Here is a 14039-nt window from a genome sequence, read left to right on the forward strand (position 1 = left end):
TGACAACTCCCATGACACACTTCGAAACAAACTGTCGCGTTCGCTGACTGCGGCCTGTGTCCCACCGAACTGGATTTGCCATATTGAAAGCTGCCTCCCCGCCCTACTCCCGTCCGCTTAACCGTTGGATCTATCTGGGCATCCCTGCCCTCACTGCCTTGATACTGGCGCTGCTGGAACTGACGTCCGTAGACATGGACCTCGCCAAGATAGCCTTCGACCCTGCGACCGGCGAATTCATCGGCAAGCACAGCTATTTTCTGGAGAACGTGCTGCATGATCGCGCCAAGCAGTTGGTCATCGCATTGGGACTTCTGGCGCTGATCAGCTTTGCGGCTTCGTTCAAGGTCGAACGACTGATCCCGTGGCGTCGCGAGCTGGGTTGCCTGGTGCTGTCCATGGCGCTTTCGACCGCGTTCGTCACGCCGGTCAAAGTAGTGACCTCGGTGCAGTGCCCATGGAGTCTGACCGAATTTGGCGGACAGGAAACGTACAGCGAGCTGCTCAGCCCGCGTCCGGCCACCGACAAACCCGGCCGCTGCTGGCCTGGCGGCCATGCGGCAACCGGATTTACCCTGTTTGCACTGTTCTTTATGCTGCGCGACCGCAAGCCACGTCTGGCCAAGGCTGGACTGATATTAGCGTTCAGTCTGGGATCGATCTTTTCAGTGGGCCGTATGCTGCAGGGTGCGCACTTTCTGTCGCATAACATCTGGACAGCTGTGTTTTGCTGGTTGATTTGCCTGGGGGTTTATTACTTTGTCTTGTACAGGCCCGCCCCCCGACCGGACGCATTATCTGCCGCTCGGCCATCGCGCTGAGCGGATCGTGGATAACAACCGAGCTGACTGAAATCAGCTCATAAAAAAACCCCGCACAAGGCGGGGTTTTTTACAGGTACAGCCTAAGCGGTAAAGCTGGCTTACATCATGCCGCCCATACCACCCATGCCGCCCATGTCCGGCATGCCGCCGCCTGCTGGCTTGTCGTCAGCCACGTCAGCGATCATCGCTTCGGTGGTGATCATCAGGCTGGCAATCGAGGACGCTGCCTGCAGAGCAGAGCGAGTGACCTTGGCCGGATCCAGGATACCCATTTCGATCATGTCGCCGTACTCGCCGGTAGCAGCGTTGTAACCGAAGTTACCCGAACCCTGCTTGACCTTGTCGACCACAACGCTTGGCTCGTCACCGGAGTTGGCAACGATCTGGCGCAGAGGTGCTTCGACTGCACGACGCAGCAGAGCGATACCGACGTCCTGATCCGCGTTGTCGCCTTTCAGACCTTCGATGGCCTGCAGGGAGCGAACCAGCGCTACGCCACCGCCAGGTACCACGCCTTCTTCGACGGCTGCGCGGGTTGCGTGCAGGGCGTCTTCAACGCGGGCTTTCTTCTCTTTCATTTCAACTTCGGAACCGGCACCGACCTTGATCACCGCAACGCCGCCCGACAGCTTGGCCAGACGCTCTTGCAGTTTCTCTTTGTCGTAGTCGGAGCTGGTGTCGCCGATTTGCTGGCGGATCTGAGCGATGCGCGAGTCGATGTCGGATTTGACGCCAGCACCATCGATGATGGTGGTGTTTTCTTTGTTCAGCACGACGCGCTTGGCATTACCCAGGTGTTCCAGGGTAGTGGTTTCCAGGCTCAGGCCGATCTCTTCGGAGATAACGGTACCGCCAGTCAGAACGGCGATGTCCTGCAGCATGGCCTTGCGACGGTCGCCGAAACCTGGAGCCTTGACGGCTGCAACTTTCACGATACCGCGCATGTTGTTCACAACCAGCGTCGCCAGGGCTTCGCCTTCAACGTCTTCGGCAACGATCAACAGTGGACGACCGGCCTTGGCGACAGCTTCCAGAACCGGCAGCATTTCGCGAATGTTGGAGATCTTCTTGTCAACCAGCAACAGCAGCGGGCTGTCCAGCTCGGCAACCATGGTGTCCGGCTTGTTGATGAAGTACGGGGACAGGTAACCGCGGTCGAACTGCATGCCTTCAACGACAGACAGTTCGTTTTCCAGACCCGAACCTTCTTCAACGGTGATAACGCCGTCTTTGGTCACTTTTTCCATGGCTTCGGCAATGATGTCGCCGATGGAGTGATCAGAGTTGGCCGAGATGGTGCCGACCTGGGCGATAGCCTTGGTGTCGGTGCATGGCTTGGACAGCGACTTGAGCTGAGCAACGATGGCGATGGTCGCCTTGTCGATGCCGCGCTTCAGGTCCATCGGGTTCATGCCGGCAGCGACGGCTTTCAGGCCTTCGTTGACGATGGCCTGAGCCAGAACGGTAGCGGTGGTCGTACCGTCGCCAGCGTCATCGTTGGCACGGGAGGCAACGTCTTTGACCAGCTGCGCGCCCATGTTTTCGAAACGGTCTTTAAGCTCGATTTCCTTGGCAACCGATACACCGTCTTTGGTGATCAGCGGAGCACCAAAGCTCTTCTCGATGATGACGTTACGACCTTTTGGACCCAGGGTCGCTTTTACTGCGTCAGCCAGGACGTTTACACCGGCGAGCATTTTTTTGCGGCCAGAATCGCCGAATTTAACTTCTTTAGCAGCCATGATCATTATTCCTTGAATACTTTGTAGTAACGGAAATCAGTGCGAGCACTCAGCCTTCGATAACAGCGAGAATTTCGTTCTCGCTCATCACCAGCAGGTCTTCGCCATCTACTTTCACAGTGTTGCTGCCGGAATAAGGGCCAAACACCACTTTGTCACCCACTTTCACGGCCAGCGCACGTACTTCACCGTTGTCCAGCACGCGGCCGGTACCCACAGCGACGATCTCGCCACGGTTTGGCTTTTCAGCAGCCGAACCTGGCAGAACGATACCGCCGGCAGTTTTTGTTTCTTCTTCGCTGCGACGGATTACGACGCGGTCATGCAGAGGACGAAGCTTCATTGTCGATCTCCTGATTAGGGTTGTTGAGCATCCGGTGAATGCACCGGCCTGTTATACATTCCGGACTTGCCGGTTACGGTTCGACGCGCGAACCGCAGAATACGGTCTGGCAATCAGGCCAGAAACCTTGCGGTGACCCATACATAAGGGCGAGCAAGGCTATTACAAGGCTTGGGCAAGAAAATTTTTACAAACCAACACGCGCCACAAACGAGCGCGGCACCCGAAGGTGCCGCGCCGCAATGCTCTGGCGATCACTTGTCGCGGTGTTCGAATTCGCCCTCGATCACGTCAGGCTCGCGGGTCGGCTGGTGAATCGCATGGGGACGACCGCCCGCCGCGTCCTGATTGGCGCGGGTCTGCAGATCATCGGCAAAAGCGCGCTGACGCATGGCTTGGGCCTCGGCGCGCTGGCGGACCTTGTTGATCAGTATCCGACGGGTCACAGGCAACAGGCAGATCACGCCCAGAATGTCACTGATGAAGCCTGGCAATAGCAGCAAGCCACCGCCGACAGCCACCATCAGACCTTCGAGCATTTGCTGCGCAGGCAGCTCACCGCGGGACAGGCTTTCACGGGCGCGCAGCGCCGTTGCAAAACCCGCCACACGCATGACGAAAAGCCCCAGCATCGAGGTCGCCAGGACCAACAGGAATGTCCAGAGAAAACCAATGGACATGCCGACCCGAACCAGAATGAACAGTTCGAGTACCGGAAAGAGTAAGAACATCAGCAAAAAAACACGCATCAAATCAGTTCCTCAGCGCAAGGGTGCCTTGCAAGTAGACCGTATGTGATGTCAGAAAGTCGTTAATTCAAGCGTGTTGCGCTTCATTTACCGGCCATTGTTGAGCGTGAGCCAGCTGAACCAAGGCTTCGCGGACTTGTGTCGGTGTATTACAAGACTCGCTGAACGCCAGCCAATGCAGGCTGTGACCGATGCGCAGGTGCATGCCTTCGCTGTCGATGCCGACCAGTTGCGCAGGCTCGGTGCGCGGCAGATCCGCCAATTCGACGTAGTGCGCGATCGCCTTGGCGTGGTCCTGATTCATGTGCTCGACCATGCCGGTTTCTACCTTGCCCGCAAACGGGTTGGCCAGTGCGACCTCGTCCAGCCAGTGAATGGCCCCGAAACCGCCGATGTAGCGATAGCGCACCGGCTCCAGCACCCAGAAATCAAAGTCGTGGGCTGTGTGATAGCTCTGCGACTCAGGGAAAAACCGGTAATAGCGCAGGGCGGCAGCCTCGATCACATCTGGCTCGCTGAGCTCGCTCGCTTGCGCCAGCACCGTCACGCGACCGACCGCCTGAACATCCTCAGCGCCACGCTCGCCCACCAGCAACGAGCACTTGGGCTCCAGCGCCAGGTTGTGGGTGTGCTGGGCGATGCGACTGATCAGGATGAGGGGCCGCCCCTGATCATCCAGGCAGTAAGGCACGACCGAACCGAACGGGTAACCCGGCATGGATTTGGAATGGGTGGACAGTACGGCCCTGTATTCCTTGAGCAGGAGGTGTCGGGCGTGCTTAGAGGCTTTCGCGCTCATCTTGTGACTCCTTATAACGTTTTCGTCAAATTGAAGACGAACGCGCGGAAACAGAATATAACGTGCTCTGGGCATGGCATCCGGACTCGCAGCGAGTCAGCGAAGCCATCAAGACGATCCGTTGATTGGGCACGCACATGGAATTGAAAGACAAGTTAATAATAATCACCGGCGGTGGCCAGGGTCTGGGCCGCGCCATGGCCGAATACCTGGCTGGCAAGGGTGCAAACCTGGCGCTGGTGGATCTGAATCAGGAAAAGCTCGATCAGGCCGTTGCCGCCTGTGTGGCACAGGGCGTGAAAGCCCGGGCCTATCTGTGCAACGTGGCCAGTGAAGATCAGGTTGTGGACACCGTGAACAAGGTGGCCGAGGATTTCGGAACCATTGATGGCCTGGTCAACAATGCGGGCATCCTGCGCGATGGCTTGCTGGTCAAGGTCAAGGACGGCGTGATGACCAAGCTGAGCCTGGCGCAGTGGCAGTCTGTCATCGACGTCAACCTGACCGGCGTTTTCCTGTGCACCCGTGAGGTGGCGGCGAAAATGATCGAGCAGAAGAGTCAGGGCGCGATCATCAACATCTCGTCGATTTCACGGGCGGGCAATATCGGCCAGACCAACTATTCGGCCGCCAAGGCCGGTGTTGCGGCAGCGACTGTGACTTGGGCCAGGGAACTGGCGCGCTACGGCATTCGGGTGGCGGGCGTTGCGCCAGGCTTTATCGAGACCGAGATGACCGGCAGCATGAAGCCCGAGGCGCTGGAGAAGATGACCTCGGCCATCCCGCTCAAACGCATGGGCAAGCCGGACGAGATCGCCCACTCAGTGGCGTACATTCTGGAAAACGATTATTTCAGCGGGCGCATCCTGGAGCTGGATGGCGCGATGAGGATCTAGATCTGCCTGACCGGCAAGCGACGCCGCCTGAGCGTGCGTCGCCTGCCAATCACTTACCAACTGACGCCGAAGCCTGCGGTGTAGCGTGTCTTGTCGACATCGCCGTTGCTGGAGCCGCTGATGATGTTTTTCTCGGCCTTGACGTTGAGCGATGCCCAGTCGGTGACCTTGTAACGCAGACCCGCCTCGACGTCCGCCGAGTAATCGGCCACGCCGCTCAACGGTTTGCCCAGTTCGCCGTTGGTGAAGAACTCGACCTTTTTACCGATCAGGTAGCGGTTGTAGTCCCAGGTGCCAGCCACCGAGTAGAAGTTCTCTTTCTCACCGTTGGAGAATTCGAAATCGGTGCGGTTGAGCAGTGCACCCACCTTGAATGCGCCCAGCTCATCATCCCAGAACTGATAGCCAGGACCGGTACCCACGGTACGCTGACGAGACAAGTCTTCGATCTTGTCGCGCTTGTAGGTGATGCGCGCGTCCCAGAAGAATTTCTCGGTCAGGAAGCGGTCCAGCGAGTACTCGGCGCTCCAGTTATCGGTGCCAACAGTATCGTCCGTCGTCTCGCGGTTGTAATCGCCCTTGGCGTTGTGACGCCATTGGCCATGACGTGCCGAGGTCTTGAAGGCGATGTTGTAATCATCGGTATCGTTCTCGGCCTGCTGGAAGTCCAGCGCGGCATCGATATTGCCCTTCCAGACCAGATCGGTAATGACCGGCTTGGGCTTGATGATCTGCTGAATGCTGGCCAGCTCGACCGTCTTGGGTGCTTCGCCGTTGGCCAGTACGACCTTGCCGTCATCGGACGCTTTCAACGACTTGGCGACCTCACCCTGATATTGATCCTGCTTGACCAGCAGTGGTTGATCGCTTTCAAGGGTCTTGACCTGTTTCCAGTCCAGCGGGATGGCGCCGCCGTACTCGGTCTGCAGCAGCAGTTTGCCGCCGTCGAAAACCTTGATGGTCCCGGTCAGCCGGTCACCATTCTTCAACCAGACGGTGTCAGCGAGCAAAGGAGTGGAAACGGTGGTGATTGCAAGGCACAGAAGAGTTCTGGACAACATAAGCGAGTACTGGGCTCTGTTTGGCGGAATCGGGCATCATTGCGCTGGAGGACGTCAAGGCAATCCATGGACCGCCGGGAACAGGTAACACTGACCGCATGATCCGTCCGTAGTTCCAGGTAACGACAATCAATCTCGTTTTATACAGGATAAACGCGTGACCGACGCTGTTTCAGAACAAAATGACCCAAGCGGATTATCCCCTGCCGACATACGGCGCACGGCACTCTATCTGACGCTTGCCCAGGTGCCGGAAGGCAAGGTGGTCAGCTACGGGCATCTGGCTGAACTTGCCGGTCTCGGCAAGGCCGCCCGCTGGGTAGGCCGGACCTTGAGCCGTTTGCCCGAGGGTTCTTCACTGCCCTGGCATCGGGTGATCGGTGCCGGTGGCAGGCTCAGTCTGCCACCGGGAACGCCTTCGGGCGACGAACAGCGTGCCCGTTTACGTGCCGAAGGCCTTACCATTCTGAACAATCGGGTTGATATGCAGCGTCATGGCTGGCGCCCCACGTAGTTCAACGGTTAGAGTGCGCCCTTTGTTTTCGTAACCTGAGGCAGATTCCAGCCCATGCCCCGTAAAACCTGGCGCGCCGCGCTCGCTGCCTATGCCAGCCCATCGACTTTAGTGTTGCTGCTGCTCGGATTCGCTGCGGGCATGCCTTACATGTTGGTCTTCTCAACGTTATCCGTATGGTTGCGCGAGGCAGGTGTCGCTCGTGAAACCATCGGCTATGCAAGTCTCATCGGCCTTGCTTATGCCTTCAAGTGGGTCTGGTCACCGCTGCTCGATCAGTGGCGCCTGCCGCTACTGGGAAAACTGGGACGCCGCAGGTCCTGGCTTGTTCTCTCTCAAACACTGGTGATTCTCGGCCTGATCGGCATGGGCTTCTGCGATCCGCAGCAGCACCTGTCGTGGCTGATCGCGATTGCTGTGGTCGTGGCATTTTCCTCTGCGACCCAGGACATCGCCATTGATGCCTATCGCCTGGAAATCGCCCAGGACACTCAGCAGGCTGCGCTGGCGGCCAGCTACATGTCCGGCTACCGCGTCGCTGCATTGCTCGCCACGGCAGGTGCCCTGTATTTCGCCGAAGGCTTTGGCTCGACCGGTTTTGCCTACAAGCACTCGGCATGGACCGGCACCTATGTATTGTTCGGCCTGCTGATGCTGCCCGCGCTGATCACCACGCTGGTCATGCGTGAGCCACCCGTGCCGCTGCGTACTCAGCTGTCGGCCGCGCGCTACGGTTTTACGCATCAACTGGCATCGGTCTTCGTGCTGATCGTGCTGCTGGTCTCGGTCCCGGCGATGTTCACCCAGCTTTACAACACCGACTTCGCCAGCGTGCTGTTCGAAGGCACCAGCTGGATGGACCTGCTGCTGGAGGACCGGGCGTTTCTGCGCTCGATCCTTTACACGCTGCTCACCATCGGCTGCCTGTCTTCGATGGGCCGGCGTGGTCTGGCACCCGTCCTGACGCCGATCAACGACTTCATCATGCGCTACCGCTGGCAGGCGCTGCTGTTGCTGGGCCTGATCGCGACCTACCGCATGTCGGACACGGTCATGGGGGTCATGGCCAACGTGTTTTACATCGATCAGGGCTTCACCAAGGATCAAATCGCCAGTGTCAGCAAAATCTTCGGGCTGATCATGACCCTGCTGGGCGCAGGTGTCGGCGGCCTGTTGATCGTACGTTTCGGCATCATGCCCATCCTGTTCATCGGCGGCCTCGCGTCGGCATCGACCAATATTCTGTTCCTGCTGCTGGCGGACATGGGGCCGAATATCAGGATGCTGATCCTGACCATTTCGCTGGACAACCTCAGCTCAGGACTTGCGACCTCAGCCTTCGTGGCCTACCTGTCGAGCCTGACCAACCTCAAGTTCTCAGCCACTCAGTACGCCCTGCTCAGCTCGATCATGCTGCTGCTGCCGCGCCTGATCGGTGGTTACTCTGGCGTGATGGTGGAGAAGTTCGGTTATCACAACTTCTTCCTGATCACGGCCCTGCTCGGCGTCCCGACGCTGATCATGATCATCCTGCAGTGGAGCCGGGAAGCCCGGACCGCCAAAGTCGAGGAGCCGGTCGAGACACCGACCATCGAAAAGCCTTGATCAGGTTCCAGGCCGATGGCCGAGAGGCATCGAGAAGAAATGCATAACGTCAGCAAAACCCATCCCGCTCACTACCTCATCCTTGCGTTGATTGGCCTGGGGATCTGGGTACCCGTTATCGGGGTCGCGTTGTGTCTGTACGTGCTCAGGAGCGCCAGTGGCCTGGGCATGGGTGGGCCGGCTGTCGTCGGCACCCTGTTCTCGCTCCTGAGCGTAGAACTCGCCGCCACCGTCCTGCTGCTCATCTACGCATTCCGGGCAAAGCCATGGCGGCGTGTCAAAAGCGTCCGTATGGGCTTTTACGTGCATGCACTGGGAGCAGGCGTCAGCGCAGTTCTGGTTCTTGTGTTCGTTTTCGCCGTGACGATGTCCCGCACCGGCGGCCATTGAGTCGTGGCCGGGCGATCGCGCGCAGCGCCCCCAAACGCGTTAGGATGGCCCGAATTTTTCTGACTGCCAGGCACATCGGCTGGCACCCTCACCTGCTTAAGGACTGGAATTGAACACCGCAAAAAAGACAGGCTTCAACCAATACCTGCTGCTGGTCCTGATCGGCCTCGGAATCTGGGTCCCCGTTATCTGGACGGCGCTGGCGTTTTACGCCTCCAGCGCGGAGTCGCCAATGACAGTAGGCAGCGCGATTGTCCTGCTTGGCCAACTGGAAATCTTCGCAATCATTTTTCTGGTGATCTACGCGTTCTGTTTCAAGCCGTGGAGACTCTCGACAACAGCGCGCCTCGGGTTCTTTTTCAACGTGCTGGGGGCAGCTGTCGCGGCTGTCGGCATCATCGTTGCGCTGGCAAACATGTAGCCCACCCCGGCGCCATTAAAAAAGCCCTGACGCTCGCGCGCCAGGGCTTTTTCGTTTCCCGGTAAAGCAACCGCGCAGGATTACTCCTGAACGACCCGCATCATCCGCTGTGGAGCCGGGATATCGATGCCGGCGTCTCTCAAGCGATCACGTGCCTCGATATTGAAGAACGACACCACATCACCGAAGTCGCCAGTCTTGGTCCAGACCCGCAACGACAGGGTGATCGCGTTTTCGCCCAGCGCCGCCACCACGGCCTGCGGAGCCGGATCTTCGAGCACACGCGGATCCTTGGCCATATCCAGCAGGACCTGCAACGCCTTTCTCAGATCTGCATCGTGGCTGACACCGATGTCGAACACGACCTTACGGGTCGGCTGACGGTTGGTGTTGGTGATGATGCCGTTGGACAGGTTGCCATTGGGCATGATCACGGTGCGGTTGTCGCCGGTACGCAGCACCGTGTGAAAGATCTGGATGCTGTCGACCGTTCCCGACACACCCTGTGCTTCGATCCAGTCGCCGATGCGGAAGGGACGAAACAGCAGGATCAGCACGCCACCGGCAAAGTTCGCCAGGCTGCCCTGCAACGCCAGACCAATCGCCAGACCTGCAGCACCAATGGCCGCCACGAACGACGTGGTTTCGACGCCGATCATCGATGCGACACTGACCACCAGCAGAATCTTCAGAATGATATTGGCCAGGCTGCTGACAAAGCCTTGCAATGCCAGGTCCGCATGACGCAACGCCAGCAGGGCGCCGAGCTTGCCGGTCAGCCTGTTGATCAGCCACCAACCGATGCACAGCGTGACCAGTGCCAGAAGCAGACGGCTGCTGTACTGCATGATCATCGGAATCCAGGCCTGCGACGCTTGCCACAGGTGACCGACTTCTGCGTTTAAATCCATCTTTCTCTCCTTAACCTGACGAACTGGTGTCGATAACCACCAAGGCTTTCAACTCGACACCCAGGGCGATTCGGACTGGCCGGGCAACTCAGGGTTCCCGGCGATCACTGCGCCTCGTCAGTCGCGGAAGTTATTGAACTGCAGCGGCATGCCCGAATCGTAGGCGCGCAGTGCAGCGATGGCTTCTTGCAGGTCGTCACGTTTCTTGCCGGTCACACGGACCTGCTCACCTTGAATCGCGGCCTGTACCTTGAGCTTGGCTTCCTTGATGTGAGCGACGATTTTCTTCGCCAACTCCTTGTCGATGCCTTCACGCAATACCACTTCCTGCTTCATCAGCTTGCCGGAGGCGTAGGCGTCCTTGATTTCCAGGCATTTGGCGTCGATCTTGCGCTTGACCAGTGCCAGCTTGAGGATCTCGATCATGGCCTCCAGCTGAAAGTCGGCTTCGGCGGTCAGGCTGACGGTCAGTTCCTTGAACTCGAACGTCCCCTTCCCTTTCAGGTCGTAGCGACGGTCCAGCTCTTTGATGGCATTGTCGACGGCATTCGTGACTTCGTGTTTATCCAATTCGGACACTACGTCGAACGAGGGCATGTATGTTCTCCAATTGAACGGCGCGCACGGCAATCAACGGCGCGCATGACTTGACGGTATGAAAGAACGCTCATTATAACGAGACTTTTCCGGCCTTCACTGTGAGCCTTTCATGTCCACTACTGATTTCGTTGCTCCGGGGCCGCTTTTGTCCTTCAAGGTCGATAGCTGATGGCTACGACCTGGCATGTACTGGGCGCAGGCAGTCTGGGCAGTCTGTGGGCCACGCGATTGGCACGGGCGAACGTGCCGGTGTGTCTGGTGCTGCGTGATGCGGCTCGCGTGGCGGCGTATCAGGCCAGCGGTGGCTGCCTGACCTTGATAGAAAACGATGCGCCGCGTTCGTTCCCGATACCTGCACAGCCCCTCGACGATGCACAGCCGATCACGCGGCTGCTGGTCGCTTGCAAGGCCTACGATGCCGAGCAGGCGGTGGCGCAACTGGCGCATCGCCTGACCGCCGATGCAGAAATCATCCTGTTGCAGAACGGCCTCGGCAGCCAGGCTGCTGTTGCAGCGCAAGTGCCCCATACGCGCTGTGTATTTGCCTCAAGCACAGAAGGTGCGTTCCGCAAGGCTGACTGGCAGGTGGTGTTTGCCGGTCATGGCTTTACGTGGCTGGGCGATGTTGCGAATCCTGCCCCGCCATCGTTCCTGCAGGACCTGCAAAACAGTGCGATCCCTCATGAATGGACCCCGGACATTCTTACGCGCCTATGGCGCAAGCTGGCGCTCAATTGCGCGATCAACCCGCTGACGGTGCTGCACGATTGCCGCAACGGTGGACTGCTGGAGCATCACTGCGAAGTGTCCACGCTGTGTGCCGAGCTGACTGACCTGCTGCACTGCTGCGGCCAGCCAGCCGCCGCAGCGGACCTGCACAGCGAAGTGTTACGGGTCATCAACGCCACAGCGGCCAACTTCTCGTCGATGTATCAGGACGTTGCTCAACAGCGACGAACCGAAATCAGCTATCTGCTGGGTTATGCCTGCGCGGCAGCCGAGCGCCATCGCTGCCCGGCACCGCATTTACAGCAACTGCAGACTCGTCTGATCATGCATCTGGCAAGCAAGGGTTTGCGTACTGACTAGCCCGCGCTACCCTGCTCGCTCCACCTGCCATTGCGACTCGCCCCATGCCCTTGCGCCAACGCCTGGAAAACCTGCCTGTCGGCCAGAAGCTGCTGGCCGCCCTGCTGGTTCTGATGACCACCGTGCTGCTGGTTGCCAACCTGACCTTCATCAGCGCGGCCTATTACATTTCCCAGGAAGCCATGGCCCCGCAGGCACTGCAGACCATCGGTCGCCTGATCAGCAGCGCCAACCTTAATGAAAATGCGCTGAATTCCCCTGACGACGCGCGCGCCCTGCTCCGGGAGCTGAAAAGCTACGGCCCGTTGCGGGCGGCAGCCATTTACGACAATGACGGCCAGCGCCTGGCACAGGTGCAGCAAGGCGAAAGTCTGGAGCTGCCACATCACTTCAAGGACCTCGAAAGCTGGCGTCTGACCGAGTTTCGCAGCACGCAGGTGATTACGGTGCCCAAGGGCGAGCAACCGCCGGGCCACCTGCTGCTGGTCGCCAGCAGCGAACTGCCGCCTGCGTTCTACACCGGCACCCTGACCGCCAGCCTGGGCATCCTGGTGTTCAGTGTGCTGTTGTGGCTGGTCGTGGCGCGACAGATTCGTCGCCTGATCACCGAGCCCATCTATCAGTTGGAAGAACTGTCGCGCCAGGTGACCCGCGAAGAAAACTACGCGCTGCGCGCAGAGCCCGGCAACGAGGACGAAATCGGCAGTCTGGCCGAGGCCTTCAACACCATGCTGTCGCGCATCGAAGCCCGGGAGCAGCAGCTCAAACGCGCCCGCGACGATTCTCAGGAAGCCTACGATCAGGCGCAGGGCATGGCTGAGGAGACCCGTCACACCAACCGCAAGCTGGAGCTGGAAGTCCAGGTCCGCAGCAAGATCGAAAAGAAGCTCACGGGTTTTCAGAACTACCTCAACAGCATCATCGACTCCATGCCATCGGCCATGATCGCGCTGGACGAGCAGCTTTACGTGACCCAGTGGAATCAGGAAGCCAGCGCGCTTTCGGGCACGACCCTGGACGAAGCAATGAACCAGCCGATCTTCATCGCGTTCGAGCCGATGCGCTCGTTCCTGCCGCAGATCAAGCAGACAGTGGAGCGGCACAGCGTCACCAAGATCGAGCGCGTGACCTGGATCAAGAACGAAGAGCCGAGCCATTACGCGCTGACGTTTTACCCGCTGACCGGCGACGCAGGCCGTGGCGTGGTAATCCGCATCGACGACATCACCCAGCGCATCTCACTGGAAGAAATGATGGTGCAGTCGGAAAAAATGCTTTCGGTCGGCGGCCTGGCAGCGGGCATGGCGCACGAAATCAATAATCCGCTGGGCGCGATCCTGCATAACGTGCAGAACATTCGGCGACGTCTGTCGCCGGACCTGCCAAAAAATATCGAGCAGGCAGAAACCGATGGCATCGACCTGGCGATAGTGAACCACTACCTGACCAGCCGCGAGGTGCCGCAATTGCTGGATGGCATTCAGCAGGCGGGCGCACGCGCGGCGAAGATTGTCAGCCACATGCTTAACTTCAGCCGCCTGAGCAACCGTCAGTTATCGCCCTGCGACCTGCCAGCCCTGATCGACCAAGCGGTAGAGATCGCCAGTAACGACTTCGACCTGACCATCGGATTCGACTTCAAGGGCCAGCACATCATTCGTCAGTTCGACCCGGAACTGGGGCCTGTGCCATGCATCGCCAATGAGCTGGAACAAGTGCTCCTGAACCTGCTGAAAAACGCTGCACAGGCCATTCATCAGCGCCCCGATGGCGAGGAGCCAGGGCGCATCATCCTGCGCACCCGGCTCAACCCGCCGTGGGCCGAGATTCAGGTGGAAGACAACGGCATCGGTATGTCCGAAAGCGTGCGCAAACGAACGTTCGAGCCGTTTTTCACCACCAAGGAAATCGGTCAGGGCACCGGACTGGGGTTGTCGGTGTCGTACTTCATCATCACCAACAACCACAAAGGCCAGATGGAAGTGCAATCTTCCGTTGGCAGCGGGACCTGCTTCACCTTGCGCCTGCCGCTGATCGCCAATCAGGCGAGTGTGCAGCAACAGGTTATTTCCAAGCCATGACCAGGAGCCAATGA

The 14039-nt window shown here is 58.9% G+C and carries 15 protein-coding genes; 8 read left to right on the forward strand and 7 right to left on the reverse strand.

Annotation, left to right across the window (positions count from 1 at the left end):
• Window positions 1–80: 80 nt before the first annotated feature.
• Window positions 81–821, forward strand: a complete 741-nt coding sequence (locus tag BUB69_RS15415) for a phosphatase PAP2 family protein (RefSeq protein WP_073168572.1) — start codon at window positions 81–83, stop codon at window positions 819–821.
• Between the two features lie 101 nt (window positions 822–922).
• Here the strand turns inward: BUB69_RS15415 and groL are convergent, their stop codons facing one another.
• The 4 genes from groL to BUB69_RS15435 all read right to left on the reverse strand — a co-directional run bounded on the left by groL (window position 923) and on the right by BUB69_RS15435 (window position 4457).
• Window positions 923–2566 (reverse strand): chaperonin GroEL, encoded by a 1644-nt coding sequence (groL, locus tag BUB69_RS15420; RefSeq protein WP_024686728.1) that lies wholly within the window; start codon window positions 2564–2566, stop codon window positions 923–925.
• 49 nt (window positions 2567–2615) lie between these two features.
• The gene (locus tag BUB69_RS15425; protein ID WP_004881479.1) at window positions 2616–2909 is read right to left on the reverse strand and encodes a co-chaperone GroES; all 294 of its coding nucleotides are present in this window, start codon (window positions 2907–2909) and stop codon (window positions 2616–2618) included.
• 254 nt (window positions 2910–3163) lie between these two features.
• Window positions 3164–3658, reverse strand: coding sequence for an FxsA family protein (locus BUB69_RS15430; RefSeq protein ID WP_073168235.1), 495 nt, complete (start codon window positions 3656–3658; stop codon window positions 3164–3166).
• A gap of 67 nt (window positions 3659–3725) precedes the next feature.
• Entirely contained in the window at window positions 3726–4457 is a 732-nt protein-coding gene (locus BUB69_RS15435; protein ID WP_073168237.1) for a HugZ family pyridoxamine 5'-phosphate oxidase, read from the reverse strand.
• 137 nt (window positions 4458–4594) lie between these two features.
• Between BUB69_RS15435 and BUB69_RS15440 the strand changes: the two genes are divergently transcribed.
• Window positions 4595–5353, forward strand: a complete 759-nt coding sequence (locus BUB69_RS15440) for an SDR family oxidoreductase (RefSeq protein WP_073168240.1) — start codon at window positions 4595–4597, stop codon at window positions 5351–5353.
• 53 nt (window positions 5354–5406) lie between these two features.
• Here the strand turns inward: BUB69_RS15440 and BUB69_RS15445 are convergent, their stop codons facing one another.
• Complete coding sequence (locus BUB69_RS15445; protein ID WP_073168242.1) at window positions 5407–6414, reverse strand: DUF481 domain-containing protein; 1008 nt, start codon at window positions 6412–6414, stop codon at window positions 5407–5409.
• Between the two features lie 157 nt (window positions 6415–6571).
• Between BUB69_RS15445 and BUB69_RS15450 the strand changes: the two genes are divergently transcribed.
• The 4 genes from BUB69_RS15450 (at window position 6572) to BUB69_RS15465 (ending at window position 9344) form a co-directional block, all read left to right on the forward strand.
• Window positions 6572–6928: an MGMT family protein gene (locus BUB69_RS15450; RefSeq protein WP_073168244.1), complete on the forward strand. Its 357-nt coding sequence runs from the start codon at window positions 6572–6574 to the stop codon at window positions 6926–6928.
• 54 nt (window positions 6929–6982) lie between these two features.
• A complete protein-coding gene (locus BUB69_RS15455) occupies window positions 6983–8533 on the forward strand; it encodes an AmpG family muropeptide MFS transporter (protein WP_073168246.1) in 1551 nt (516 codons plus the stop codon).
• A 39-nt stretch (window positions 8534–8572) separates the two neighbouring features.
• On the forward strand, window positions 8573–8923 hold the full coding sequence (locus BUB69_RS15460) for a hypothetical protein (protein WP_073168248.1): 351 nt from the start codon (window positions 8573–8575) through the stop codon (window positions 8921–8923).
• Between the two features lie 109 nt (window positions 8924–9032).
• Window positions 9033–9344 (forward strand): hypothetical protein, encoded by a 312-nt coding sequence (locus tag BUB69_RS15465; protein ID WP_073168251.1) that lies wholly within the window; start codon window positions 9033–9035, stop codon window positions 9342–9344.
• 80 nt (window positions 9345–9424) lie between these two features.
• Here the strand turns inward: BUB69_RS15465 and BUB69_RS15470 are convergent, their stop codons facing one another.
• Together BUB69_RS15470 and BUB69_RS15475 are read right to left on the reverse strand one after the other, a co-directional pair.
• Entirely contained in the window at window positions 9425–10255 is an 831-nt protein-coding gene (locus BUB69_RS15470) for a mechanosensitive ion channel family protein (protein WP_073168253.1), read from the reverse strand.
• Window positions 10256–10372: 117 nt separating this feature from the next.
• Window positions 10373–10852 carry a YajQ family cyclic di-GMP-binding protein gene (locus BUB69_RS15475; RefSeq protein WP_004881488.1) on the reverse strand — a complete coding sequence of 160 codons (480 nt, stop codon included), beginning with the start codon at window positions 10850–10852 and terminating at the stop codon, window positions 10373–10375.
• Between the two features lie 171 nt (window positions 10853–11023).
• Between BUB69_RS15475 and BUB69_RS15480 the strand changes: the two genes are divergently transcribed.
• Window positions 11024–11944, forward strand: a complete 921-nt coding sequence (locus BUB69_RS15480; protein WP_073168256.1) for a putative 2-dehydropantoate 2-reductase — start codon at window positions 11024–11026, stop codon at window positions 11942–11944.
• A 44-nt stretch (window positions 11945–11988) separates the two neighbouring features.
• Window positions 11989–14025, forward strand: a complete 2037-nt coding sequence (locus BUB69_RS15485) for a sensor histidine kinase (RefSeq protein WP_073168258.1) — start codon at window positions 11989–11991, stop codon at window positions 14023–14025.
• Window positions 14026–14039 lie beyond the last annotated feature (14 nt).

Source organism: Pseudomonas asturiensis (genome assembly GCF_900143095.1).
In the GTDB taxonomy this organism is placed as follows: Bacteria; Pseudomonadota; Gammaproteobacteria; order Pseudomonadales; family Pseudomonadaceae; genus Aquipseudomonas; species Aquipseudomonas asturiensis.

What these genes read in the sequence shown, in the direction of transcription:
- groL (WP_024686728.1), bottom strand. Translation starts at nt 2,566, where the DNA reads ATGGCTGCTAAAGAAGTTAAATTCGGCGATTCTGGCCGCAAAAAAATG.
- BUB69_RS15425 (WP_004881479.1), bottom strand. Translation starts at nt 2,909, where the DNA reads ATGAAGCTTCGTCCTCTGCATGACCGCGTCGTAATCCGTCGCAGCGAA.
- BUB69_RS15430 (WP_073168235.1), bottom strand. Translation starts at nt 3,658, where the DNA reads ATGCGTGTTTTTTTGCTGATGTTCTTACTCTTTCCGGTACTCGAACTG.
- BUB69_RS15435 (WP_073168237.1), bottom strand. Translation starts at nt 4,457, where the DNA reads ATGAGCGCGAAAGCCTCTAAGCACGCCCGACACCTCCTGCTCAAGGAA.
- BUB69_RS15440 (WP_073168240.1), top strand. Translation starts at nt 4,595, where the DNA reads ATGGAATTGAAAGACAAGTTAATAATAATCACCGGCGGTGGCCAGGGT.
- BUB69_RS15445 (WP_073168242.1), bottom strand. Translation starts at nt 6,414, where the DNA reads ATGTTGTCCAGAACTCTTCTGTGCCTTGCAATCACCACCGTTTCCACT.
- BUB69_RS15455 (WP_073168246.1), top strand. Translation starts at nt 6,983, where the DNA reads ATGCCCCGTAAAACCTGGCGCGCCGCGCTCGCTGCCTATGCCAGCCCA.
- BUB69_RS15460 (WP_073168248.1), top strand. Translation starts at nt 8,573, where the DNA reads ATGCATAACGTCAGCAAAACCCATCCCGCTCACTACCTCATCCTTGCG.
- BUB69_RS15470 (WP_073168253.1), bottom strand. Translation starts at nt 10,255, where the DNA reads ATGGATTTAAACGCAGAAGTCGGTCACCTGTGGCAAGCGTCGCAGGCC.
- BUB69_RS15475 (WP_004881488.1), bottom strand. Translation starts at nt 10,852, where the DNA reads ATGCCCTCGTTCGACGTAGTGTCCGAATTGGATAAACACGAAGTCACG.
- BUB69_RS15480 (WP_073168256.1), top strand. Translation starts at nt 11,024, where the DNA reads ATGGCTACGACCTGGCATGTACTGGGCGCAGGCAGTCTGGGCAGTCTG.
- BUB69_RS15485 (WP_073168258.1), top strand. Translation starts at nt 11,989, where the DNA reads ATGCCCTTGCGCCAACGCCTGGAAAACCTGCCTGTCGGCCAGAAGCTG.